This is a genomic window from Bradyrhizobium sp. Ce-3 (assembly GCF_022835695.1).
Lineage (GTDB): Bacteria > Pseudomonadota > Alphaproteobacteria > Rhizobiales > Xanthobacteraceae > Bradyrhizobium.
Genome location: NZ_BQUV01000013.1, coordinates 59,144 through 81,721, shown reverse-complemented (window position 1 = coordinate 81,721; position 22,578 = coordinate 59,144). Strand labels below are relative to the sequence as shown.

Genomic DNA, 22,578 nt, shown 5'->3' with positions numbered 1-22,578 from the left:
GCGCCAACAAGCGCCCCGAGAATGACGATGTTAAGACGAGGTGAGCCTTACGACTGCGACTGGCTCTGCCACTGGCCGGGGCGGCCGGCCTGGTCGACCTTGACCGCGACCGTCAGCGTCTCGTTGCCGCCGCCGTAGCGGGTGCCGCGGACCGGGGCGGCGCCGAGGTAGTCGAGGCCGATCGCGACGCGGGCATGGGCGTCGGTGGTGCAGATGCCGTTGGCGGCGTCGAAGCCGACCCAACCCAAATCCGGCACGAAGGCCTCCGCCCAGGCGTGGCCGGCCTGCTGGTTGACCATGCCGTCGGAGCGCAGGAAGTGGCCGGAGACGAACCGCGCCGGAACGCCGCCGGCGCGCGCGCAGGCGATCAGGATATGCGCGTAGTCCTGGCAGACCCCGCGCTTCAGCGCGAACGCCTCGGAGGCCGAGGTGGCGCTGTTGGTCGGATCCTCGTCGAAGGTCATGTGCTCGTAGATCTGCACCATCAGCGCGTGCAGGAAGCCGAGCACGTCGCTACCTGCTTCGGCGCGCAGCTCGCGCACGAAACTCGTCATCGCCGGATTGAGGTCGGTCAGCGCCGTGGGGCGCAGGAACAGGCTCGGCGGAAACCGCTCGTCGCTGCCCTTCAGCACACCGCCGGTGTCCTGGGTTTCGACCAGGCCTTCGCAGTGGATGGTGAGGTCACTGATCGAGCCATGCGTCAGCACATGGGTGACGTTGCCGAAGGCGTCCTCGTGGGTGTCGAGCCGGGAATCGGTCGAGACGTCGATCTGCCAATCCGCGACATACTGGCCGTCATGGCTGCCCGGCGTCATCCGCAGAATCTGGATCACGCCCGAGGCCGCCGGCTCGTAGCGATAGGTGGTGGTATGGGCTATCCGCAGGCGCATGGCTCAACCGGAGTTCAGTCGATTTCCTAAGGCAGGAGCGTCATGCCCGGAGCTGTCCCGGGCATCACGTCTTTCGTCCTAATCGGCCGCGAAAGCAAGATGTCGATGGCCGGGACACCCATGCGAAGACGCGCTTCGCGCTTTTGGGCCCGCCTTGACGACAATTTGAGCGTTTTGGGCCGTATCGGTCAGATCAGGTACTGCTTGGTGATGATCTCACCCAGCCGCGAATTGTCGGCGATGAATTCCTGGATGAATTCGTGCACGCCGTGCTGGAAGATATCGTCCATGTTGCTGTGCTCGAGCCGGTTCCTGATGCCGCGGGCGTGGCGCTGGGAAGCGCCCTGGCGGCCATAGGCGACGCCGATCTGGTCGAGGTTGCGCACCAGGTTGCTGTAGCAGCTCGCAAGCGACCGCGGCAGCGTGTCGTTGAGGATCAACAGGTCGGCGATCAGCCAGGGTTTCAGGGTTTCCCGGTAGACCCAGTGATAGGCTGTCGTCGCCGACACCGAGCGCAGGATCGAGGTCCACTGGTAGTAGTCCAGCGGACCGCCGACGTGCTCTTCCTCGGGCAGCAGCATGTGATACTTCACGTCGAGAATACGGGCGGTGTTGTCGGCGCGCTCGAGATGCACGCCGAGCCGCGAGAACCAGTAGGCGTCGTTGCGCAGCATGGTGCGGTAGGCCGAACCATCGAAGCGCAGCGAGGTCTCCTGCACGAAGCGCAGGAACTTCGCCAGCTCCTCGCGGTTGGAGGGACCCTTGCTCCACACCGCCTGCAATTCGATCCAGGCCGAGTTGATGGTGTCCCACATCTCCGAGGTCAGTGCCGTCCGCACCGAGCGCGAGTTGAGCCGCGCGGCCTCGATGCAGTTCTTGATCGAGGCGGGGTTTGCGTCCGAGAATGACAGGTACTCGACGACGTTTCGTTCGTTGGCTTCCTCGTAGTGGTCGTAGAAGTTGGCGCCGACGCCGGCGGTGAGCAACGCGGAGTCCCACTCATTGGTCTTGCCGACATAGGCCGCCGGCAGTGCGGTGACACGCAGCGTGGCATCGATCGTGCGCGCGAGATACTCCGCGCGTTCGACGTAACGGGCGAGCCAGAACAGGTTTTCGGCGGTGCGCGACAGCATGCTTTCAACTACTCACTCAGTATCCAGGTGTCCTTGGTGCCGCCGCCCTGGCTCGAATTGACCACGAGCGAGCCTTCCTTCAGCGCGACGCGGGTCAACCCGCCGGGCACGATGGTGGTGTGGCTGGAGCCGGTCAGCACGAATGGGCGGAGGTCGACATGGCGCGGCGCCAGCCCCTTGTCGGTGCAGGTCGGGCAGGTCGACAGCGCCAGCGTCGGCTGCGCGATGAAGCCCTCCGGTTCGCGCTTGAGCTTGTCGCGGAACGCCTCGATGGTCGCCTTGGTGGCGGCAGGCCCGATCAGCATGCCGTAGCCGCCCGAGCCGTGCACCTCCTTGACGACGAGGTCGGCGAGGTTGTCGAGCACGTAGGACAGATCCTGCGCTTCGCGGCAGCGCCAGGTCTGCACGTTCTTCAGGATCGGTTCTTCGCTGAGATAGAACTTCACGATGTCGGGCATGTAGGAATAGATCGCCTTGTCGTCGGCGATGCCGGTGCCGACCGCGTTGGCGAGCGTGATATTGCCGGCCGCATAGGCCGACATCAGCCCGGGCACGCCGAGCGCGGAATCCGGCCGGAAGGTGAGGGGGTCGAGGAAGTCGTCGTCGACGCGGCGGTAGATCACGTCGACCCGCTTCAGCCCCTCGGTGGTGCGCATGAACACCTCGTCGTTCTTGACGATGAGGTCGCGGCCCTCGACCAGCTCGATGCCGAGCTTGTCGGCGAGGAACGAGTGCTCGTAATAGGCCGAATTGTAGACGCCGGGCGTCATCAGAGCGACGGTCGGCTCGGCCGAGGCGCTGTGCGGCGCCACCGAGCGCAGCGCCGACAGCAACTCGTCCGGATAGCGCTCCACCGGCGCGACACGGTGCCGCGCGAACAGGTCCGGAAACAGCCGCATCATGATCTCGCGGTTTTCCAGCATGTAGGACACGCCGGACGGCGTCCGCGCATTGTCCTCCAGCACGATGAAATTGTCCGGATCGGTACGGATGATGTCGATGCCGGCGATATGGACGTAGATGTCGTGCGGCACGTCCTGGCCGTTCATCTCCGGCCGGAAGACCGGGTTCTGGAAGATCAGGTCCTCGGGGATGATGTTGGCGCGCAGGATGTCGCGGCCGTGATAGATGTCCTTGAGGAACATGTTGAGCGCGAGCACGCGCTGCTTCAGGCCCTTCTCCAGCAGCATCCACTCGGTGGCCGACATGATGCGCGGAATGACGTCGAAGGGGATCAGCCGCTCCTGGGCCTCGGAATCACCGTAGACCGCGAATGTGATGCCGATCCGGCGGAACAGCAGCTCCGCTTCCTGGCGTCGATATTCGAGCGCATCCGGCGGCGTCTCTTTGAGCCAGCGGGAGAGCTCCTGGTAGGCCGGGCGAAGGTCCTCGCCGAGGCCGTTCATCTCATCGAACGCGACTGCCATATATCCCGACTGCCCTCCCAAGCCAGCCCTCACGAGCTATGTGACACAGTGCATGACTTGATGGGATGGTAGCAAGGGCCGGGCCAGCGCGATATGCATTGGCTTGTGGCATTTGCTAAGGGGAAGGCGGAAGGCCTGCCCGAAAAACCGGCTGAGGTCTGCTTAATTCGGCGGCAAAACCCCGTGACATCAAGGCATTGGATCGGCAATGTCAGGGGATCAAGTTAGGGAATGAGACCATGAGCGAGATCGTCACGGCGGGGATATTGGTGATCGGCGACGAGATCCTGTCCGGCCGGACCAAGGACAAGAACATCGGCTTCATCGCCGAATACCTGACCAATATCGGCATCGACCTGAAGGAGGTCCGCGTCGTCGCCGACGACGAGGCCGACATCGTGTCCGCCCTTGATGCGCTGCGGCATAGGTACACCTACGTGTTCACGACCGGCGGCATCGGGCCGACCCATGACGACATCACCGCCGACAGCGTGGCGAAGGCGTTCGGGGTCGATATCCACCATCACCCCGACGTGGTGGCCCGGTTCAGGGAGCGCTGGAGCGAGCAGGACCTCAACGAGGCGCGGCTGCGGATGGCCCGGGTGCCCGATGGTGCCGAACTGATCCAGAGCGCGACCATCCTGGCGCCGGGCTTCAAGCTCGGCAACGTCATCGTGATGGCCGGCATCCCGACCATCATGCAGGCGATGATGGACATCGTGGCGCCGACCCTGAAGTCCGGCGTGCGGATGCTGTCGGACTCGGTCCGCGCCGACGCCCGGGAAGGCGACATCGGCGGCCCGCTGCGGGCGATCGCGGAAGCCAATCCCGACACCATCATCGGCAGCTATCCGTTCCAGGACGAGAACCAGAAGCCGAACACCAATCTGGTGGTCCGCTCGCGCGATCCGGAGAAGCTGGCAGCCGCGATGGCCGCCGTGAAGGAGATGCTGAAACAGGTGCAGGCCGCGCAGAAGAAGCCGGCGGGTTGAGGCGATATGGTCGAGCGAAATTCTGAACCGAGTGCGCAAGAGCGGGCCGGCAGGCCGTTCCCGGTCTCGTGGGATCAATTCCACCGCGATTGCCGGGCGCTGACCTGGCGGCTGAATGAAGTGGGCCCGTTCCATGCGGTGATCGCGATCACCCGCGGCGGGCTGGTGCCGGCGGCGATCGTGGCGCGCGAGCTCGGCTTGCGGGTGATCGATACGGTCTGCGTCGCCAGCTACGACCACGACAAGCAGGGCGACCTGAAGGTGCTCAAGGGCATTTCGGAGCACACCGCCGCGCTCGGCGGCGGCACCGGCAAGGGGCTTCTGATCGTCGACGATCTCGTCGATACCGGCAAGACCGGCAAGCTGGTGCGGGAGCTGCTTCCGGACGCGCATTTCGCGACCGTCTATGCCAAGCCCCAGGGGCGCCCGCTGGTCGACACCTACATCACCGAGGTGTCGCAGGACACCTGGATTTTCTTTCCCTGGGACACCGCGCTGTCGTTCCAGCCGCCGATCCGCGACGGGGCGGCGTAGAAGGTCACCTCGCCCCGCCTGCGGGGAGAGGTCGGATTGCATCGATAGATGCGATCCGGGTGAGGGGGACGCACCGCGGGTTCATCTCTCACCATCTTTGCGGAAGCGCCCCTCACCCCAACCCTCTCCCCGCAAGAGCGGGGCGAGGGGGAAGTAAGACACATGCCCCTGCAAAACCGCGTCACCCCGACAGGCGACATCGTCGCATCCGAACATCGCGGCACCTTCACCGGCAACCGCGGCATCATCCACGATCCCGCGACACGGACGCTGCTCAACAGGCGCTGGTCGTCGCCGGCGTGGCTCACCTGCGTCTGCGAGTTCAGGGGACGGCGGCGCAAGGTGATGAGCCGGCAGAGCTGGACCGAGCTGTTCTTCCTCGATGAAGCGACGGCGTTCGCGGCCGGACACCGGCCCTGCTTCTATTGCCGCCGCGACGACGCCAAGCGGTTTCGCGCCGCCTGGGAGCAGGGCAACGGCTTGAGCGATCTCAGCGCCAAGGCGATGGATGCGGCGCTGCACGCCGAGCGGCTCGATCGGGGCAAGAAGCGGCTGCATCCGTTGCCAATGCCGGTGCACGCGTTGCCTGATGGCGCGATGGTGCAGGCGAACGGGGAAAGCTATCTCGTCGCCGACGGCGTCGCGCTGCGCTGGTCGTTCGCCGGTTATGGCCGGGCCGACATACCGGGGCCGGCCGTGCTGCTGACACCGCCTTCAACCGTGCGCGCGCTTCTGGCAGGCTACCGGCCAGTGCTGCATCCGAGCGCGGCGGCTGCTTTGAGCTGAGCCGCCTGGGCCGCGCTTTACGCCAGCCGCTGCCGCGCCAGCTTTGCACCGTTACCGAGCGCGATCAGCTTGGCTTCGGCAATGTCCCGCCGCATCGGCGCCATGCCGCAATTGGTGGTCGCGATGATGTTGCCCTTCGGCACGTGTTTGGCGACGGCCTCGATCACCTTGACGACGTCCTCCGCGGTCTCGACCTCGTCGCTGGCGACGTCGATGACGCCGGCCTGCACGATCTTGCCGGGGAGTGCCGCGAGCAGCTCGATCGGCACCTTCGAGTTGCGGCATTCGATCGCGACCTGCTGGATCGTGCTCTTGTCGATGACCGGGAAGGTCTCTTCATATTGCCGCCACTCGCCGCCGAGCGTCTGCTTCCAGTCGGTGTTGGCCTTGATGCCGTAGCCGTAGCAGATATGCACGGCGGTGGCGCAGGTCAGGCCCTCGGCGGCGCGCTCCAGCGCCTTGACGCCCCAATCGCGGACCTCGTCCATGTAGACGTTGAAGGCAGGCTCGTCGAACTGGATCATGTCGACGCCGTCGGCCTGCAGCGCCTTGGCTTCCTGGTTCAACAGCTCGGCGAAAGCGAAGGCCATCTTGACGCGGTCGCCGTAATATTGATCAGCGATGGTATCGATGATCGTCATCGGGCCGGGCAGGGTGAACTTCAGCCTGTTCCTGGTGTGGGCGCGTGCGGCGCGCGCTTCGCCCTCATGGACGCGGCCCTTGAGCTGGAGTGGCGCGACCACCTGCGGCACCATGGCTTTGTAGCGGTCCTTGCGGATGCCCATCTCGACCTTATGGGCGAAATCGATGCCCTCGATCCGCTCCAGGAAACCGTGCACGAAATGCTGGCGTGCCTGCTCGCCCTCGGTGACGATGTCGACGCCGGCATCCTCCTGCAGCTTGACCGCGAGCACGGTGGCATCGCGCTTGGCACGGGCGAGCTCGGCGCCCTCCGACTTCCACGGTGCCCACAGCATGTTCGGCTCCGCCAGCCATTCCGGCTTCGGCAGCGAGCCTGCGATCGTGGTTGGAAACAGCATGGGTGCCTCCCGGCGGGTTCTGATTGAGCGCCTGTGTGCCATGTCCTAGAGTGGAGGTACAGAACAACAAAAATTTTCGTGACGGGGAATAGGACGCCGATGATCGACCTGCACTATGCGCCGACGCCGAACGGCTGGAAGATATCGATCATGCTGGAGGAACTGGAGCTGCCCTATCAGGTGATCCCGGTGAACATCCGTGCCGGCGAGCAGTTTAGGCCGGAATTCCTGGCGATCAGCCCGAACAACCGGATTCCCGCGATCGTCGACCATGCGCCTGCCGACGGCGGCGGGCCGTTCTCGGTGTTCGAGACCGGCTCCATCCTGATCTATCTCGCCGACAAGACCGGCCGCTTCCTGTCCAGGGAGTTGCGGGCGCGGTCGAACGTCATCCAATGGGTGATGTGGCAGATGGGCGGCCTCGGGCCGATGCTCGGCCAGCACGGCCACTTCGCGCTCTATGCGGCCGAGAAGATTCCCTACGCGATCGCGCGCTACCGCGACGAGACGGCGCGGCTCTATGGCGTGCTCGATCGCCAGCTCGGCAAGACCGGCGCCTATATCGCCGGCGATGACTATTCGATCGCCGACATCGCCTGCTTTCCCTGGACCATGACCCACAAGGCGCAGGGCTTCACCCTCGACGACTACCCCAACATCAAGCGCTGGTACGCCACCGTGCGCGCCCGGCCGCAGGTGCAGGCGGGGCTTGCGATCGGAAAATTCGTCAAGGAGCCGTTCGACGAGGAATCACGCAAGAGCATGTTCGGCCAGCGTGCCAAGGAGCTGGTCGAGAGGAAGTAATACCCGTCATTCCGGGGCGCGCCTCTTGGCGCGAGCTACGATGTGCAATTGCACATCTGAGAATCCATACTCACGATCGTGGTTATGGATTCCGGGCCTGCGCCTTGCGGCGCATCCCGGAATGAAGAGATTGAGAGAAAGAAACCAAAAGGAAACGCTATGATCGAATTCTTCTTCGACTGCTCCAGCCCGTGGACCTATCTCGCCTGGCATAACATCCAGCCGCTGGCGAAGGAGTTCGACGCGCCGATCACCTGGCGGCCGATCCTGGTCGGCGGCATCTTCAACACCGTCAATCCGTCGGTCTATGCGCAGCGCGAGACGCCGGTGCCGTTGAAGGCGCGCTACATGAAGAAGGATCTCGGCGACTGGGCGCGCTCGGCCGGGCTCGCGATCAAGATGCCGCCGACGGTGTTTCCGGTGAACAGCGTCAAGGCGATGCGCGGCTGCATCCTTCTCGGCAACGAGAAGATGGTGCCGTTCGCGCGTGCCGCGTTCGAGGCTTATTGGGGTGACGACAAGGACATCTCGCAGGATGCGGTGCTGGCCGAGATCTGCACCAAAGTCGGGATCGATCCGGCGCAGTTCCTTGCCGGTATCAGCGACCAGGCGATCAAAGATCAGCTCAAGGCCAACACCGAGGAGGTGATGGCGCGTGGCGGCTTCGGTTCGCCCACGATCTATCTCGACAAGACCGACATGTATTTCGGCAACGACCGCCTGCCGCTGATCCGCGAGGCGCTGGCCCGTCTCAAGGCGCGGGCCGCCTGATGCCGAAAGCCGTCGTTTGCCGCGAGCTCGGGCCGCCCGAGCGCCTTCAGCTCGAGACCTTTGCCTCGGTGCCGTTGCAGCCGGGGCAGGTGCGGGTTGCGATCCGTGCCGCCGGGATCAATTTCCCCGACATCCTGATGGCCGCGGGCGAGTACCAGCTCAAGCCGCCGCTGCCGTTCACGCCCGGTTCGGAAGCCGCCGGCGATGTCGTCGAGGTCAATGATGCTGCCGGTGTCGCGGTCGGCGACAAGGTGATCGTCAAGATGCGCTTCGGCGCCTATTGCGACGAGACGGTCGCGACACCGGCACAGCTCGTGCCGGTGCCGTCGACCTTCGACTATGCGGAAGGCGCAACCTTCCTTGCCGCGCATGGCACCGCGTATCACGCGTTGATCGATCGCGGGCAGATCAAACCGGGCGAAGTGCTGCTGGTGCACGGCGCCGGCGGCGGCGTTGGCCTCGCCGCGGTCGAGATCGGCAAGCTGCTCGGCGCCACCGTGATCGCGGCGGCGTCATCCGAGGAGAAGCTTGCGATTGCCAAACAACGTGGTGCGGATCATCTCGTGCTGTACGCGCGCGAGCCATTTCGTGACGCCGTCAAGCGCCTCACCGACGGCCGCGGCGCCGACGTCGTGTTCGATCCGGTCGGCGGCGAGGTGTTCGAGAACTCGATGCGCTGCATCAACTGGGGCGCGCGGATTCTCGTCGTCGGCTTCACCGGCGGCATCGGACTCGCTCGCACCAATCTGCTGATGATCAAGGGCGCCAGCGTGCTCGGCGTTCGCGCCGGCGAGGCGGTGCGCAAGGATCCCGCGCTCGGCGAGGTCAGGTTCAAGGCGCTGAGCGAATGGGCCGAGGCCGGCCGGGTGCGGCCCAACATCTCGCATCGCCTGCCGCTGGAGGACTATGCCAAGGCGATGCGGCTTCTGATCGAGCGCAAGGCGATCGGGCGGGTGGCGTTGATGATGCGGTAGTTCGTCATTGCGAGCGAAGCGAAGCAATCCATGCTCACCGTGTGGGAGGTATGGATTGCTTCGTCGCTTCGCTCCTCGTAATGACGGCTACGGCTTTGCGAATTTGCCTGCGCGCAAGAACGCGATGGTTTGCGCAATCGCCTCCTTGTTGCGCACCAGCCAGGGATGCGAGGTGCGGATCACGATGTGATCGGCCATGCCCTCGAGCCTGGTGTTGGCGACCGACACCCTTCCGTCATGCGGCCGCGGCAGGCCCATCGACGTGATCGGATAGACCGAGCGATTGCCGGCGATGACGCCGGCCTCATAATCGATTGCGGGCAGCAGCGCGCTGGTCGCGGCATCGCGCCGGGTGACGAGCTGCTGGCCGGCCGGGCCAAAGAAGGCGCGATAGGCCGTGAGGTTCTTCAGGCGATCGGCGATCTCGCTGCCGCCATTCGGCGTGCCCAACATCACGACGCGGCCGAGCCGCGCCGGGCGATGTCGTGCGAGGTAGACGCGGGCGAGCAGGCCGCCCATCGAATGGCAAACGACATGCACGGAGCCGTCGAGGCTCTGCGCGAAGCGATCCAGTGCTGGATGGATGTCCTCGGCCAGCGCATCGAGGCCCTTGCGCCGGCTGTCATAGTCGAGGTTGAGCGTGGCAAGACCGGCATCGCGGAGCGCCAGCTCCATCCTGCGAAACGAGCGCGCCGTCCTGCTGATGCCGTGCAGCAGGACGACGCCGTCAAATGGAGACGCCGCGGGACGCCGTTCGTTCACTTATAGTCGCGCTCTTGCCACCACGGGAAATAGTCGGGCATGTCGGACGACACCTTGTTCTTGAACTGCGCCGGGCGCTTTTCCAGGAACGACACCACGCCTTCCTTGACGTCCTCGGAGCGGCCGCGGGCATAGATGCCGCGGCTGTCGACCTTGTGCGCCTCCATCGGATCGTCGGCGCCCATCATGCGCCACATCATCTGGCGGATCAGTGCCACCGACACCGGCGCGGTCTTGGCTGCGAACTCCTCGGCGAGCGCGCGCGCGGTCGGCAGCAGATCGTCGGGCGGCACCACCTTGCTGACAAGCCGGCCGGCAAGCGCTTCCTGGGCTGGGAAGACGCGGCCCGAATAGCACCATTCCAGCGCCTGCGAGATGCCGACGATGCGCGGCAGGAACCAGCTCGATGCGGCCTCGGGCACGATGCCGCGCTGGGAGAACACGAAGCCGAAACGCGCGGCTTCGGAGGCGATGCGGATATCCATCGCAAGCTGCATGGTGACGCCGATGCCGACCGCCGGGCCGTTCACCGCGGCGATCACAGGCTTCAGGCATTTGAAGATGCGTAGCGTGACCTGGCCGCCGCCGTCGCGCACCTGCGGATCGCTGTAGTCGACGCTGCCGTCGGCATTGCGCTTGACCGGGCCGCGCCGCGCATCGCGGTCGAAGGTGTTGGCGCCGGAGGAGAGGTCGGCGCCGGCGCAGAAGCCGCGGCCTTCGCCGGTCACGATGATCGCCCTGACGTCGTCGTCCTTGTCGGCCTTGTCGAACGCGTCGATTAGTTCCTGCTGCATCGTGGCGTTGAAGGCGTTGAGCTTGTCGGGCCGGTTCAGCGTGATGGTCAGGATCTGCTCGGCGAGCTCATACTTGATCGTCTCATACGCCATGGGGATGATTTCCTCTCGGTTTTCTTGAATGAACGGCGCTGGCGCGCGTCTCCATCCAGTTAACCCGGCAATCATCCCTTGTGAAGGAGAGGGATGCGCAGGCTTGGTCCCGCGCATCGCAACTTGCGTTGAGGCGCTACTTCTTCGGCGGCGCGGGCCACGGCTTCTGCGGGCCGCGCAGGCCTTCGAACGCCTTGCCCATGCCGAGCACGCCGATGTCGTCGAAGCGGCGGCCGATGATCTGGACGCCGATCGGAAAACCCTTCTTGTCGTAGCCGGCGTTGATCGACAGCGCGGGATTTTCCGACATATTCCACGGCACGGTAAAGCAGATGTGCTCGAACGGCTTCGCGGGGTCGTTGAGCGGTGCTGCGAACTCCGCCGGGAAATTTACCACCGGCGACACCGGCGAGATCACGTAGTCGACCTCGCAGAACAGTTTTGCGGCGGCTGCGCGGATCGCCATCGTCTGATTGAAGCCGCGCACCACATCGACGCCAGAGAGCTTTGCACCGGCCTCGGCCCAGTTGAGGATGTATGGCAGGGTCTTGCCGCGATCGGCCGGCGACAGTTTCGACAGTTCGTCCCAGGTCCGTGCGCGCCAGAAATTGTCGAGCCCTTCGAGCATCTCGGGCGTCAGGATGCCGTCGATCTCGGTGATGACGGCGCCGGCGGATTCGAACGCCTTCGCCGCCTTGACCACGACCTCGCGAACGTCCTTCTCGACCTTCTGGCCGGATCCGGCATCGAGCATCAGGCCGATGCGCAGCTTGCGCGGCGACTTCTCCAGCGCCTTCCAGTTCACTTCCAGCGCCGGCAGGCTCATGCCGTCGCGGCGGTCGGGGCGCGACAGCACGCTCATCATCAGCGCGGCGTCGTCGACGGTGCGGGTCATCGGACCGGCGACGCGGCCGACATAGGGCGGATCGATCGGCACGCGGCCGAGGCTCGGCTTCAGCGCGACGAGGCCGCACCACGAGGCGGGCAGCCGCACCGAGCCGCCGATATCGGTGCCGAGATGCAGCGGGCCGTAGCCGGCCGCACCGGCCGCGCCCGCGCCGGCGCTCGAGCCGCCGGGGTTCTTGCTGACATCCCAGGGATTGCGGGTGAGGGGATGGAACGACGACAGGCCCGACGATAGCATGCCGTAATCCGGCATCGTGGTCTTGGAGAAGATCACACAGCCGGCTTCGCGCAGCCGCGCGGCCGGCGGTGCATCCTTCTCGGCGGGCGCGAGCTTGACGCTCGCCGCACCCAGCGGCATCGGCTGGCCCTTGGTGGCGACATTGTCCTTGATCGTGACGGGCACGCCATCGAGCGTGCCGGCCGGCTCGCTCTGCTGCCAGCGCTCGGTCGCGGTCCTGGCGACCTTGCGCGCGCCGTCGGGGTCGTACAGGTACAGCGCCTTGATGTGCGGCTCCCAGGTCGCGACCTGGGAGATGATGTCCTCCAGCACCTCGGAGGGCGAGAACTGCTTGGCACGATAGCCGGCGAGCAGGTCGGCGGCCGAGAGATCGTGCAGCGACGTGATGGCGTCCGCTTTCGGCTTATGCATGCGCACCTGCCGGCATACGTTTCTCGATGATGCGGGCGAACATGCTGGCGCCGATCGGCAGGATCTTGTCGTCGAGAACGTAACCGGGATTGTGCACGGGCACTGAACCGTCATGGCCGACCCAGAAATACGCGCCGGGAATGGCCTGCATCATGTCGGCAAAGTCTTCGCTGCCCATCTTGGGCGTCGAGCGGGTGATCACCTTGGCCGGATCGACCACGGTGCGCGCGACTTCCTCGACGACGCGGGACTGCTCTTCCTGGTTGACCAGCACGCTGAAGCCGTCGCGGATCTCGACCGAGATTTCGGCGCCATAGGCCACCGCAAAGCCGGCGGCGATTTCGCGCATGCGCTTGCGGATCAGCTCACGGATCTCGTCGGAGAAGCAGCGCACCGTGCCGCACATCCAGGCTTCGCCGGGAATCACGTTGTACGCCGACCCGGAATGGATCTGCGTGATCGACAGCACCGCAGCCTGCAGCGGATCGACGTTGCGGCTGACGATCGACTGCAACGCCTGTCCGAGCGTCATTGCGATCACGACCGCGTCCTTGGAGCGCTCCGGCATCGCACCATGGGCGCCGTAGCCCTGGATCCTGATGTCGAAGAAGTCGGCCGCGGCCATCGCCGGGCCCGGCAGGATCGCGATCTCGCCATGGTTGAGGTCGGGCGCATTGTGCAGGCCGTAGACCTCGTCGCAGGGGAACTGCTTGAACAGGCCGTCCTTGATCATGGCACGGGCGCCGCCGAGGCCTTCCTCGGCCGGCTGGAAGATGAAGTGTACGGTGCCGTCGAAATTGCGGGTCTCGGCGAGATAGCGCGCCGTGCCAAGCAGCATCGTGGTGTGGCCGTCATGGCCGCAGCCGTGGAAGCGGCCGGGAATGGTGGAACGCCACTTCAGATTGGTGTTCTCCTCCATCGGCAGCGCGTCCATGTCGGCGCGCAGGCCGATCTTCTTCGAGCTGTTGCCCTTGCCCTTGAGCACGCCGACCACGCCGGTGCCGCCGAGGCCGCGATGCACCTCGATGCCCCAGCTCGTCAGCTTGTCGGCGACGATGCCCGAGGTACGGACCTCCTCGAAGCCGATCTCGGGATGCGCATGCAGATCCCGTCTGATGGCGGTGAGTTCGTCGGCAAAACTGTCGATGCGCTCAATGGTCGGCATGATCTCTATCCGTTTGTCCGTGATGGGGAGGAGGGGGTGAAGGCGGGGCCGTTAGGCTTGATACGAATGCCCGGCCGCAAATGTTTCCACGGCAGTGTGGCGGTGTCGGCCGGCATCGGGCCGGGCGCGGCGCAGATCAGCAGTTTCTCGGCGATCGGCTCGAAATCGGCGCGGAAATGCACCGAGCTCTTGTTGACCAGGATCTTCTGCGCGGTCGGCTCGATGCCGACATAGCGGTACATCGCCTGGTCGGCAAGCTGGGCCTTGTAGGAGCCGACCACGACCCGGACGTCGCCGATCCGCAGGCAGGCGGACGGCCCCATATCCATGTCGCGGCCGCCGTAGAATGGCCCTGGCGCGACGAACCTGCCGTCCGAGAGCTTCTCGACGACAAAGGTTTCGCGATATGGCGTATCGCCCGGAATACCGGACTTGCCGCCGAGATCGAGCGTGAGCGTCGCGCCGACGCCGGCCGCGTGCGCAGCGCGCGCCGATTGCGGGTCGCAGATCACGCCGGTGGCGGCACTTGCTCCGTTGCGCACCAGCGCCCGCAACATGCCGGTGGTGTCGGAATTGCCGCCGGCGCCGGGATTGTCCTGGGTGTCGGCGATGACGATCGGCTTCGACGCCGATTCCGCCAGCTTCATCGCGAGCAGGACGCCCTCGTCGGGCGAATAGATCGGGCCGTCGAAATCGTTCTCATGACTTTCGACCAGTGCGACGATGCTGTCGGCGGCAGCGTCGGCATCGGCTTGGGTCCGGCCGTAGGCGAATACGCTCGGGCCGCAGTCCCTGATATCGGCGGCAGGGAAGCCGAACGCGAAGGAAAGCGTCGGAACCGCGTCGCTCTCGAGCGCCGCAAGCCTCTGATAGATGCCCTTGGCCGGCTGGTCGTTGGTGCACTGCCAGCTGATCGCGATCAGGAACGGCAATTGCCGGAATGCCTTTGCAAGCCGTTGTTTTGTCTTCAGCAACAGCGCCAGATGCCTGGCGCAGGCACGGCCGGTGTCGGCCATGTCGACATGCGGATAGGTTCGATAGGCGATCAGCGCATCGGCGTGTTCGATCATCTCGGGTGAGACGTTCGCATGCAGATCGAGGCTCGCAACCAGCGGAATGTCCTTGCCGATCGCCTTGCGCACGCGGGCGAGGATTTCGCCTTCGCCGTCGTCATGGTGCTCGGTCACCATGGCGCCGTGCAGGTCGAGATAGACGCCATCGATCGGCCCGGCCGCGACGATGCCGTCGACGATCTCCTTGACGATCCGCTCGAAGGCATCCTTCGTCACATGTGCCGATGGGGTCGCACCGGTGGCAATCGTCGGCACCAGCTCCCAGCCATTGGCTTCCGCCGCCTCGACAAAGCCGGCGAGGCCGGCATTGATCTTGCGCATGACCTTGAGCACCTCGGTGCCGTGCGTCATCGACGGCCAGCCGCCGCCATGCACGAAGTCGTCATAGGTTGCCTTCGTCGGTGCGAAGGTGTTGGTCTCGTGCAGGAAGCCGCCGATGGCAATGCGGGTCATCAAGTTGGTCTCGTACGTTTCTTCGATCACGATGCGATCAGGACGGCGTGCGTCATGATCGCAGCTCGTTGGTTGGAGCGTGAGCTTTCGGGAGGACCGGTGTCCGCCGTTCGGGCCAAGCTCTGGCGCGCGACGTTAAGCGTGTCGTCGCGCCAAGCGCAAGCCGTCGAGCACTTCCGGATTTGCATGCCCTCAGCGCAGTCCGTCATTGCGAGCTGCGTAGCCCGGATGGAGCGAAGCGCAATCCGGGGACCTGCGCGCCGGATGGACCGACCCGGATTTCGCTTTCGCTCCATCCGGGCTACGGAATACCAAAGACCTAGGCCGTCGCCGCGAGGCCTTCCGATACCGGGCGGAAATTCGCAAAATCCCAGCCGCGACCGGGCGCCGCATCGAGCAGCGCGCGGGTATAGGCCTGTTGCGGATTGGTCAGCACCTCGGCGGCCGGTCCTTGTTCCACGACACGGCCATGCTGCATCACGGCGACGTCGTCGCAGATTTGTGCGGCGACGCGCAAATCATGCGTGATGAACAGCAGCGCGATGCCAAGCCGCCGCTGGATCTCGTCCAGCAGATCGAGAACCTGCGCCTGCACCGAGACGTCGAGCGCGGACACCGCCTCGTCCGCGACCAGCACGTCGGGATCGAGCGCCAGCGCGCGCGCGATCGCGATGCGCTGACGCTGGCCGCCGGAGAACTGGTGCGGATAGCGCGAGATGGCATCGGGCGGCAAATGGACCAGCTCGAGCAGCTCGCGGGCCCGCGCCAGCGCGTCCTTGCGCGGCATGCCGTAATTGATCGGGCCTTCCGCGATGCTCTCGCCGACGGTGACGCGCGGGTTGAGCGAGCGGTAGGGGTCCTGGAAGATGATCTGGATTTTCTGGCGATGCGGCTGCAGCAGCCGGCGCGACAGGTCGGAGATCTCGCGGCCGGCGAGCCGCACCCCGCCCGAGGTCGGGTCGATCAGGCGGACGATGCAGCGCGCCACCGTCGATTTGCCGGAGCCGCTTTCGCCGACGATGCCGAGCGTGCGGCCCTTGCGCAAGGTGAGGGTGACGTTGCTGGCGGCGGCGACCTCGCGGGCTTTGCCGTACAGCGACCGCTCCCGATAGACCTTGCTGAGCTCGTTGGCCTCCAGCACCACCGGCTCGGTCGTCTCCGGCCGCGGCGCGCGCGGCACGAGGCTCGGCACCGAGGACAACAGGTTGCGGGTGTACTCCATCGTCGGTTTGCGCAGCACGTCCTGCAGCGGACCGGTTTCGACCAGCCGGCCGTGCCGCATCACCGCGACGCGGTCGGCGATCTCGGCCACCACGCCCATGTCGTGGGTGATGAACAGCACGGCCGTGCCGTGATCGCGCTGCAGGTCGCGGATCAGGGTGAGGATCTGCTTCTGGGTGGTGACGTCGAGCGCCGTGGTCGGCTCGTCCGCGATCAGGAGCTTCGGCTCCAGCACCAGTGCCATCGCGATCATGATGCGCTGGCGCTGGCCGCCCGAGAGACGGTGCGGGTAGGAGGAGAAGATGCGCTGCACGTCGGGCAGCCGCACATGCTCCATCATCGCCAGGATCTTCTGGCGCCGCGCGCGGGCATCGAGATCCGTATGGGCGCGCAGCACCTCGTCGATCTGGCGGCCGACCGGCACGACCGGATTGAGCGCGGTCATCGGCTCCTGGAAGATCATCGCCATCCGCGTGGCGCGCAACTGCCGCAGCCGGCGGTCGCTGGCGGTGAGCAGTTCCTCGCCGACCAGCTTGACGCTGCCGCCCGACGGCACCAGCGTGCCCTTCTGCAGCAGGCCCATCGTGGTCAGGGAGGTCACCGACTTGCCCGAGCCGCTTTCGCCGACCAGGCACAGCGTCTCGCCCTCGCGCACCTGCAGCGACAGGTCGTCGATGATGCGATGCGCGTCCGCCTTGCGGCCGAGGCCGACGACGAGATTGCTGATGTCGAGGACGACGTTGGAAGAGTTGGTGTTGGTCACTTGCCCTCACGCTGTTTCATGCGGGGATCGAGCGCGTCGCGCGCGGCGTCGCCGATCAGATTGATGCTGAGAATGGCGATCGAGAGCAGCAGTCCCGGCCAGAAGATCAGCGACGGCTTGACCTGGAAGAAGGCGCGGCCCTCGGCCATGATGTTGCCCCAGGTCGGCGTTTCCGGCGAGATGCCGGCGCCGAGGAACGACAGGATCGCCTCGGTCAGGATCGCCGATGCGCAGACATAGGTGCCTTGCACGATCAGCGGCGCGATCGTGTTCGGCATCAAATGCCGCCACATGATCTTCGGCAGGCTGGAGCCGAGCGAGATCGCGGCCTCGACATAGGGCTCCTCGCGCGCGGTCAGCACCACCGAGCGCACCAGCCGCGCCACGCGCGGGATTTCCGGGATGGTGATCGCGACCATCACGGTCCAGATGCTGGCGCCCGACAGCGACACCACGGCGATCGCGAGCAGTATGGCGGGGATCGCCATCAGCCCGTCCATCACCCGCATCAACACCGCGTCGACCCAGCGGAAGAAGCCGGCGACGAGGCCGATCAGGAGGCCGACGACGATCGAGAAGACCGCGGAGCCGAGCCCGATCACCAGCGAGATCCGAGCACCGTAGATGATGCGCGACAACAGGTCGCGTCCATAGGCGTCGGTGCCGAGCAGATATTGCGCGCTCGACGGCTTCAGCCGTTGCGACGGTGTCAGCAGCAGCGGATCGTGCGGCGCAAGCAGCGGCGCGAAGATCGCCATCAGGATGATGAGGGCGAGGCAGATCGTCGCAACCGCGATGATCGGCGTCGAGGTCAGGAAGCCGAACTTGACGCGGAACGGCCGGGTGACGGGGATGGAGGATTCGGGAAGGGTTTCGATCGCCATTGCTCAGTACCGGATACGAGGATCGAGCAGGGTGTAGGCGAGGTCGATCAACAGATTGACCGCGACATAGATACCCGACGTCAGGAGGATCATGGCCTGGATCACCGGATAGTCGCGCGCCAGCACCGCATCGACGGTGAGGCGGCCGATGCCGGGCAGATTGAACACGCTTTCGGTGACGACGACGCCGGAGATCAGCAGCGCGAAGCCGGAACCGATCACGGTGATGACCGGCACCGCGGCATTGCGCAGCGCATGGCGCAGCAGCACGCCGGTCTCGCCGATGCCCTTGGCGCGCGCGGTTCGCACGTAATCCTCACCGAGCACGTCGAGCATCGAGGCCCGCGTCATGCGCGCGATCAGCGCGACATAGACGAAGGAGAGCGTGCAGGTCGGCAGGATGATGCGCTCGAAGAACGGGCCGAAGCCGGCCGAGATGCTCTTGAAGCCCTGCACCGGCACCCAGCGCAGATCGATCGCAAACACCTGGATCAGCACATAGCCGATCACGAACACCGGCACCGAGAAGCCGAGCACCGACAGCCCCATCACGAAGCGGTCGATCCAGGTGCCGTGCTTCCACGCCGCGATCACGCCGAGCGGCACCGCGACCAGGATCGAGAGGATGATGGTGGCGAGCGCGACCGAGATCGACGGTTCGAGGCGCGGGCCGATCATCTCGAGGATCGGCTTGTTCGAGATCAGGGAAACGCCGAGGTCGCCGTGCAAGAGCTTTGCGACCCAGGTGTAGAACTGGATGTAGATCGGCTCGTTGAGACCCAGCGAGGTGCGGATGCGTTCGAGCTGTTCGGGCGTCGCATTGTCGCCGGCGAGGATTGCAGCGGGGTCGCCCGGCGTCAGCCGCAGCAACAGGAACACGAACAGGGCCACCACGCCCATCACGGGAATGGCGGCGAGGATGCGGCGAAGCAGATATCCGAGCATCGCTGCTATCTCCTGCCGTCAGATGGTGCGAAGCGAAGCCTGGGCGGCATCATACTCATGGTGTCCCCGTGATGTGTCTCATGCGCTTCTGCGCCTTGTCTCAAAGCCAGCGCGAACGTGATGAATTTGCAGGCAAATACTGTGCCAATGGCGACGTTATATCAAGGCGCGGTTCGGGCCGTCGGAGCCCTCCTTTGGTTTGAAGCTGCTATTTCGAATTGCACTCGTCGTCGTGTGCCACCGACCAGAAACGACGAGTTCATTCACGCCTTCACCACGCCGCACCAATTGGCGACGAACAGTGCAATGCTCTGCGTTGTCTTGCGAAGACTGTCGAGCTCGACGCGTTCGTTGAACGCATGTGGGCCGACACCGTAAGGACCGTAGCAAAGCGCAGGGATGCCGTAATCGACGCAATAATAGCGGGTGTCGTTGACGGCCGTAGATAGGCGCTCCTGCATCGGAGCCTGGAAGATGGAATGATGGGCCGCCGACAGAGCCGCTTCCGCATCGCTGCCGGGCTCGCACACCGCGGCGTCCGCCTGAAAGCCGCTCCACACCAGCTCGGCCGGATTGTCGGACAGGAATGCGTCCGCCTTGTGCGCCTCGGCCAGGCAGTCCTCGATGCCACGCATCGCCTGCTGCGGTGTCTCGCCCGGCAACAGACCGAGCCTGCAATCCAGCTCGCACCACGCTGCGGTCGAGCTGGCCCAGTCGCCGCCCTTGATGATTCCGACGTTGAACTTGATCGGGTTCTTGACGTTGCGGAACCAGCTGTTGTCGAGCGCCCGCGCATTGAGCGCCGTGGTGTAATCCTGGAACGCGCGCACCAGATGCATCGCCGACAGGATGGCACTGGTGCCGGCCTCGGAATAGGCGACATGCACCGGCGTGCCGCGCACGCGCAGGCGAAACCAGACCGCGCCGACCTGGGCGCGCGTCAGCGTGTGTCCGGTCGGCTCGGGAATGATACAGGCGTCGGCGCGATAGCCGCGCATCAAGGTCGAGAGCGCACCGTTGCCGGTGCTCTCTTCCTCGGTCACGGTCTGCAGATGGACGCGTCCGGCGGGGGCATAGCCGGCGTCCCTGATCGCATCGAGCGCGAAGATCATGGCCGAGACACCGGCCTTCATGTCTTGTGCGCCACGCCCGAACATCCAGCCGTCGTGCACGGCGCCCGAGAACGGCGGCTGCTCCCAAAGATCAGCGGGCCCCTCCGGTACCACGTCGATATGACCTTGCAGGATCAGGCTGCGTCCGCCGCTCTTGCTGTCGAGCGTCGCGACGACCTGCTGCGATCCGGCAAGATCGATGCCGTCCATCGGCGCGGCCTTCGGATGGCTCATCAGATTGACGTCGGCAAGGCTGAACGTATCGACGTCGTAGCGGCGCTTTGCGAATTGCTCGGCGAGCCAGGCTTGTTGCGGCGCCTCCTGTCCGCGCAGGCTGCGGAACTGCACCATGCGCGACAGGAACGCGATCTGATCGTCGAAGTTTCGATCGACGGCCGCGCACAGTTCGGCGGCGATCTGATCCGGCTTGGTCAACGTCCCGGTTGTCATGCCGCGCCTGTGGTGCAGGCGTGAACGTTGACCGTTTCGGAAAGGCGGTGCACGGCGCTGGTGCGCGTGCCGTTCGGAATGCCCCGCCGGGCCGCAATGCCATGCGTGCCCGCTACCCCACTACGCATTGTCCCCTCCCGCGCTGAAGCGCTTGTCCCTATCGTGACGCTAGTCGTTGTCATGCGGCGTTTCTCAGCGAATTCCGACTTGGGTACACTCAAATACGCACATATTCTTCCTCATCAGTCGGATAATTGGGGAAAAGCTGCACGGGCGGTCTCGGGCGCCTCGATCTGCGACGGCACCATCGAGGGCGTGTCGAGGCCGCGCCAGTCATCGATCGCGCCCGCGACCATCTGCGCCGTCGCGGCCGACAGCGTCCAGCCGAGATGACCGTGGCCGGTGTTGTAGAACACGCCCGGAATCCGCCCGGCGCGAACCACCGGCATCATGTTCGGCATCATCGGGCGCAGGCCCGCCCATGGCACGACTTTCGAGGTGTCGATCCCAGGGAAATGATGCCGCACCCAGTCCACCAGCGGCTGGATGCGGTCGGCGCGGATGTCGCGGTTGAAGCCGTTGAACTCGGCGGTGCCGGCGACACGGAAGCGGTCGGCGCCGAGCCGGCTGGTCACGATCTTCGCAGCTTCATCGAGCAGGCTGACGGTCGGTGCGGCATCACGGCTTTGCGGCGCATCGAGCTGCACCGTGATCGAATAGCCCTTCACCGGATAGACGTTGACGCGGTCGTGGAGCAAGCCCGCGAAGTGGCGGCTCGCCACGCCGGCGCAAATCACGATGCCGTCCGCCTGCAACTCGTGTCGGGTTGCGACCTCGGCATCGTGCGAAGCGGCTTCGTTCCAACTGACGCGGAAACCGTCATCGCCGCGCGCGATCGTGTCGACATCGGCTTCATGGATGAAGGTCGCGCCGCGGCGGATGCAGGCATCGGCAAGCCCGCGGGTGAACTTGTGGATATCGCCGGTCGCATCCGACGGCGTGAAGAAGCCGCCATAGCAGGCCGTCTGCAGCGCGGGTTCGAGGCTGCGGATCTCGTCTGGCGTCACCGGCCGGCGGTCGAGCCCGCCCTGCTGCAGCAGCGTGTTGACGCGCAGGCCTGCGTCGAAGCCGGCCTTGTCGTGATAGATGTGCAGGATGCCGCGGCGTTCGAGATCGAAGGCGATGTTCTCGCGCTGCGCGATCGAGAACAGATGCTTGCGTGCTTCGATTGCGAGCCGCGTGGTCTCGATGGTGTTGCTGCGATAGCGGCCGATGTTGCCGACGAACTCGCCGATCCAGGAATATTTGTGCCAGCTCGGCTTCGGATTCATCAGCAGCGGCGCGTCGCTGCGCAGCATCCAGCGCAACCCCTTGAGGATGGTCGCGGCGCTGTTCCACACCTCGGCGTTGCTGGCGGAAAGCTGTCCGCCATTGGCGAACGAGGTTTCCATCGCGGCGTAGCGATGCCTGTCGAGGACGGTCACCCGGTAGCCGCGTTCGAGCAGGGCATAGGCCGTCGTTACGCCGGTGATGCCGGCGCCAATGATTGCAATGTGACGCATGATGGTCTTCAGGCTCCCGTGGTTAGAGTCGCCGAACCACCGGTGAAACCGGCAGCTTCAGCGCCCCATCTGTCACGGTACCTGAGAGCTTGATCCGCACCGGGCCAAGGACGAGAACCTCACCCGACAGCAGACTATCCCCTTCGGTGGACGTCACGGCCCTTGATCTCGGCCATGTCCGTCTCTCTCCAGATCGTCCTGACGATACAGTCCTTTTGCCTGAGAGTTTCCGGGGCGGTTGCTCCGTCGGCGCCAAAGCCAACAACACGAATGTTGCCGCTTCGATCTCTCCCGCATCGTCGCGTTGGACGGCCGGACCGTAGGCGAAGCCTTAAAAATGGACAAGGCTAAATTTCGGTCCGGCAGTGCCAACGTGTTGTGCAGCGCAATCGACG

20 protein-coding genes and 2 riboswitches are annotated in these 22,578 nt (G+C 65.2%); of the genes, 6 read left to right on the top strand and 14 right to left on the bottom strand.

The genetic code is table 11. The features are described from left to right. Positions 1–47: 47 nt before the first annotated feature. The 3 genes from BRSPCE3_RS33830 to BRSPCE3_RS33820 all read right to left on the bottom strand — a co-directional run bounded on the left by BRSPCE3_RS33830 (position 48) and on the right by BRSPCE3_RS33820 (position 3,450). Positions 48–890 (bottom strand): transglutaminase family protein, encoded by an 843-nt coding sequence (locus BRSPCE3_RS33830; RefSeq protein WP_244071114.1) that lies wholly within the window; start codon positions 888–890, stop codon positions 48–50. A gap of 188 nt (positions 891–1,078) precedes the next feature. Further along, the gene (locus BRSPCE3_RS33825; protein WP_244071112.1) at positions 1,079–2,023 is read right to left on the bottom strand and encodes an alpha-E domain-containing protein; all 945 of its coding nucleotides are present in this window, start codon (positions 2,021–2,023) and stop codon (positions 1,079–1,081) included. 8 nt (positions 2,024–2,031) lie between these two features. Continuing rightward, positions 2,032–3,450 (bottom strand): circularly permuted type 2 ATP-grasp protein, encoded by a 1,419-nt coding sequence (locus BRSPCE3_RS33820; protein ID WP_244071110.1) that lies wholly within the window; start codon positions 3,448–3,450, stop codon positions 2,032–2,034. A gap of 239 nt (positions 3,451–3,689) precedes the next feature. On the opposite strand from BRSPCE3_RS33820, the gene BRSPCE3_RS33815 reads away from it, so the two are divergent. The 3 genes from BRSPCE3_RS33815 (at position 3,690) to BRSPCE3_RS33805 (ending at position 5,762) form a co-directional block, all read left to right on the top strand. Continuing rightward, entirely contained in the window at positions 3,690–4,442 is a 753-nt protein-coding gene (locus BRSPCE3_RS33815) for a molybdopterin-binding protein (protein ID WP_050406379.1), read from the top strand. A gap of 6 nt (positions 4,443–4,448) precedes the next feature. Beyond that, positions 4,449–4,976, top strand: coding sequence for a xanthine phosphoribosyltransferase (gene gpt / locus BRSPCE3_RS33810; RefSeq protein WP_244071108.1), 528 nt, complete (start codon positions 4,449–4,451; stop codon positions 4,974–4,976). 162 nt (positions 4,977–5,138) lie between these two features. After that, positions 5,139–5,762: a hypothetical protein gene (locus BRSPCE3_RS33805; protein ID WP_244071106.1), complete on the top strand. Its 624-nt coding sequence runs from the start codon at positions 5,139–5,141 to the stop codon at positions 5,760–5,762. Positions 5,763–5,779: 17 nt separating this feature from the next. Here BRSPCE3_RS33805 and BRSPCE3_RS33800 read toward each other — a convergent pair whose 3' ends face one another. Continuing rightward, complete coding sequence (locus BRSPCE3_RS33800) at positions 5,780–6,802, bottom strand: methionine synthase (RefSeq protein WP_244071104.1); 1,023 nt, start codon at positions 6,800–6,802, stop codon at positions 5,780–5,782. Positions 6,803–6,901: 99 nt separating this feature from the next. On the opposite strand from BRSPCE3_RS33800, the gene BRSPCE3_RS33795 reads away from it, so the two are divergent. The 3 genes from BRSPCE3_RS33795 (at position 6,902) to BRSPCE3_RS33785 (ending at position 9,351) form a co-directional block, all read left to right on the top strand. Continuing rightward, positions 6,902–7,606, top strand: coding sequence for a glutathione binding-like protein (locus tag BRSPCE3_RS33795; protein WP_244071102.1), 705 nt, complete (start codon positions 6,902–6,904; stop codon positions 7,604–7,606). Positions 7,607–7,765: 159 nt separating this feature from the next. Next, positions 7,766–8,377: a 2-hydroxychromene-2-carboxylate isomerase gene (locus BRSPCE3_RS33790; RefSeq protein ID WP_244071100.1), complete on the top strand. Its 612-nt coding sequence runs from the start codon at positions 7,766–7,768 to the stop codon at positions 8,375–8,377. Beyond that, entirely contained in the window at positions 8,377–9,351 is a 975-nt protein-coding gene (locus BRSPCE3_RS33785; RefSeq protein ID WP_244071099.1) for an NADPH:quinone oxidoreductase family protein, read from the top strand. The genes BRSPCE3_RS33790 and BRSPCE3_RS33785 overlap by 1 nt, the downstream gene beginning before the upstream one ends. A gap of 87 nt (positions 9,352–9,438) precedes the next feature. Here BRSPCE3_RS33785 and BRSPCE3_RS33780 read toward each other — a convergent pair whose 3' ends face one another. The 10 genes from BRSPCE3_RS33780 to BRSPCE3_RS33735 form a co-directional block, all read right to left on the bottom strand. Beyond that, a complete protein-coding gene (locus tag BRSPCE3_RS33780) occupies positions 9,439–10,113 on the bottom strand; it encodes an alpha/beta fold hydrolase (RefSeq protein ID WP_244071097.1) in 675 nt (224 codons plus the stop codon). Beyond that, a complete protein-coding gene (locus BRSPCE3_RS33775) occupies positions 10,110–11,000 on the bottom strand; it encodes a crotonase/enoyl-CoA hydratase family protein (protein ID WP_244071095.1) in 891 nt (296 codons plus the stop codon). Before BRSPCE3_RS33775 ends, BRSPCE3_RS33780 begins: the two co-directional genes overlap by 4 nt. 136 nt (positions 11,001–11,136) lie before the next feature. Further along, complete coding sequence (locus BRSPCE3_RS33770; RefSeq protein ID WP_244071093.1) at positions 11,137–12,555, bottom strand: amidase; 1,419 nt, start codon at positions 12,553–12,555, stop codon at positions 11,137–11,139. Continuing rightward, on the bottom strand, positions 12,548–13,720 hold the full coding sequence (locus BRSPCE3_RS33765) for a M20 aminoacylase family protein (RefSeq protein ID WP_223976362.1): 1,173 nt from the start codon (positions 13,718–13,720) through the stop codon (positions 12,548–12,550). Before BRSPCE3_RS33765 ends, BRSPCE3_RS33770 begins: the two co-directional genes overlap by 8 nt. A gap of 5 nt (positions 13,721–13,725) precedes the next feature. Continuing rightward, positions 13,726–15,246, bottom strand: a complete 1,521-nt coding sequence (locus BRSPCE3_RS33760) for a M81 family metallopeptidase (RefSeq protein WP_244071091.1) — start codon at positions 15,244–15,246, stop codon at positions 13,726–13,728. 319 nt (positions 15,247–15,565) lie between these two features. After that, positions 15,566–17,230, bottom strand: coding sequence for an ABC transporter ATP-binding protein (locus BRSPCE3_RS33755; protein ID WP_244071090.1), 1,665 nt, complete (start codon positions 17,228–17,230; stop codon positions 15,566–15,568). Then, a complete protein-coding gene (locus BRSPCE3_RS33750) occupies positions 17,227–18,114 on the bottom strand; it encodes an ABC transporter permease (RefSeq protein ID WP_244071088.1) in 888 nt (295 codons plus the stop codon). The genes BRSPCE3_RS33755 and BRSPCE3_RS33750 overlap by 4 nt, the downstream gene beginning before the upstream one ends. Positions 18,115–18,117: 3 nt before the next feature. Beyond that, the gene (locus BRSPCE3_RS33745) at positions 18,118–19,059 is read right to left on the bottom strand and encodes an ABC transporter permease (protein WP_244071086.1); all 942 of its coding nucleotides are present in this window, start codon (positions 19,057–19,059) and stop codon (positions 18,118–18,120) included. Between the two features lie 263 nt (positions 19,060–19,322). Then, positions 19,323–20,621, bottom strand: a complete 1,299-nt coding sequence (locus BRSPCE3_RS33740; protein ID WP_244071084.1) for an ArgE/DapE family deacylase — start codon at positions 20,619–20,621, stop codon at positions 19,323–19,325. 242 nt (positions 20,622–20,863) lie between these two features. Continuing rightward, the gene (locus tag BRSPCE3_RS33735; RefSeq protein WP_244071082.1) at positions 20,864–22,183 is read right to left on the bottom strand and encodes a D-amino acid dehydrogenase; all 1,320 of its coding nucleotides are present in this window, start codon (positions 22,181–22,183) and stop codon (positions 20,864–20,866) included. A 67-nt stretch (positions 22,184–22,250) separates the two neighbouring features. Continuing rightward, positions 22,251–22,377, bottom strand: a riboswitch (glycine riboswitch). Between the two features lie 3 nt (positions 22,378–22,380). After that, positions 22,381–22,487, bottom strand: a riboswitch (glycine riboswitch). Positions 22,488–22,578: the final 91 nt, after the last annotated feature.